2 protein-coding genes are annotated in these 1,316 nt (G+C 59.7%); both read left to right on the top strand.

The annotated features are described in order from the left end of the window. The coding region (locus BC777_RS19170) for a hypothetical protein (RefSeq protein WP_211095410.1) at nucleotides 1-366 on the top strand (366 nt) is incomplete at its 5' end. Next, on the top strand, nucleotides 366-1,316 hold the full coding sequence (locus BC777_RS19165) for a hypothetical protein (RefSeq protein ID WP_100369843.1): 951 nt from the start codon (nucleotides 366-368) through the stop codon (nucleotides 1,314-1,316). The genes BC777_RS19170 and BC777_RS19165, both read left to right, overlap by 1 nt.

Here is a 1,316-nt window from a genome sequence, read left to right as displayed (position 1 = left end):
CATGGTCTTGACCTGGTGACGAAGATCACCGCGCCGCGCCCACCCGCGCCGCGTTGGGTCGCCATCGAGGTGAAGACACGCATGGGGAATGAGGTGCCGTTCCCGAGTCTGAGCGAGGCGCAGCAGGAAGCTAACTACCTTCAAGAGAAAGTCGATAGCGCGATCGACGGTATTGCAAGCGCGCGGCGTGCCGTGCGAACAGGGTCAACGCGAGGACGTTCCTGGGAAGACATGATAGAACATCTAGACGATATCGAAGACTTTGAAGACGCCGTGGGGCGCGAGGATGTCACCAAGATACTGGCACGGGCAGAGGTCGACACGCAGGGACAGCTCGTCGGACAAATACAAGCGATGGATTGGTAATGGCCGAATATAATGAAGGAAATTTGAGAGAGTCGCTTTCTCTCTGGGATGGGTATCCGCACGACGACGCATCTTTTTTTGAACGACGCCTCCGGCGTATTGATCGCGCACTTAGTGGTGGGAGTGACTACGGGCCGCTTTCTGCGCATTCCCGCTTCGGCAAGTCACTTGGTTTGGGTTTTCTATGCAGGTTTGGCTATCATATTATGGCTTCACAAACGGTCGAAAACGCAAGCCTCGATGCGTCTCAGCGGGTGGTGTTTCTTGGTCAGGCAGCAGAATTTCAGGAATTCTCGACGCTTGAGCAATACGTGACCCCATCCCTAGAATACTACGGCGAGACCCTTCTCCAACTGATGGCCACCTCCCGCGCCGACCTTCTCGCAGCGACCGAGGAGATCGCGCTTTCGGTCCTCCGCTCGGGCCGCTACGCGCCGCCCGAAGGGACCACGGGCTACTTCACCCAGCCGTCCAAGATCGGCGTCTTCGCGTTGGAGATGCTGGCTCAGGCCCGGGGCGAGACCATCGACTGGGAAAGCTTCCACGTCCCGCCCGACCGCTTCTGGCTGGATGTTGCGCGCATCGGATTAAATGAACCTGATCCCGCAAAGGCCGCCGAATGGGCGCAGGAGCTTTGCGAGGCCCACATGCGGACGCTGGCCACGGATGTCGAGAACGGGACCATGGGATCCTCCACGGGTCACGAGATCCGACGGGAGGCGCATTTTCTTTGGCCGATCACGACCGTTGCCTTCCTGCGGATGCGCGCCGGCCTCGGGCATCGGACGGATCCGGTGGACCATCCGCTGATGCGCACGAGCTTTCAGGTGCTGCACGACTGGCAGGTGCCCGCCGGCAGCTGGCCCGGCGCGCCATGGTGGGCGGAGGTTTTGAACAAAACGCAGACTATTGCCCCAGGCCTTGCACCACAGATTGGACTAATCAGATGA

Source organism: Yoonia maricola (assembly GCF_002797915.1).
GTDB classification, from domain to species: Bacteria; Pseudomonadota; Alphaproteobacteria; order Rhodobacterales; family Rhodobacteraceae; genus Yoonia; species Yoonia maricola.
This window is presented reverse-complemented; position numbering and strand designations above follow the sequence as displayed.

Bases quoted from the DNA above. Each gene is read 5' to 3' on its own strand.
- BC777_RS19165 (WP_100369843.1), top strand. From the start codon at position 366: ATGGCCGAATATAATGAAGGAAATTTGAGAGAGTCGCTTTCTCTCTGG.